1 protein-coding gene is annotated in these 264 nt (G+C 33.7%); it reads left to right on the top strand.

Annotation, left to right across the window (positions count from 1 at the left end; genetic code table 11):
• Positions 1–264: hypothetical protein (locus AAEY62_RS22935; protein WP_350636736.1), on the top strand; the 264-nt coding region annotated here is incomplete at both ends.

Here is a 264-nt window from a genome sequence, read left to right as displayed (position 1 = left end):
ACCTTGATGCATGGAACGAAATTAAGGGCTCTCATAAAGAGCAGGCAATTATTATTACTCCGAAAAGCCATGATCAAGTAATATTTAGTGTAAAAGGTGGCGCACCCAAAGAATTATCCTTAAGGAATGATAGAGAACTTGCAAATGTATTAAATGATTCTAAATACTTAATTGATATAACAAGTTTTCGACACAACGTTTGGGCTCCAATTATCAAAAATTTATTAGAAAGAGGTATCCAGACACGAGCATTATATATAGAGC

The organism is Pseudoalteromonas sp. GW168-MNA-CIBAN-0100 (assembly GCF_040309225.1).
In the GTDB taxonomy this organism is placed as follows: Bacteria; Pseudomonadota; Gammaproteobacteria; order Enterobacterales; family Alteromonadaceae; genus Pseudoalteromonas; species Pseudoalteromonas arctica.
The sequence above is the reverse complement of the archived record's forward strand: the minus strand, read 5'-3'. Positions and strand labels throughout refer to the sequence as shown.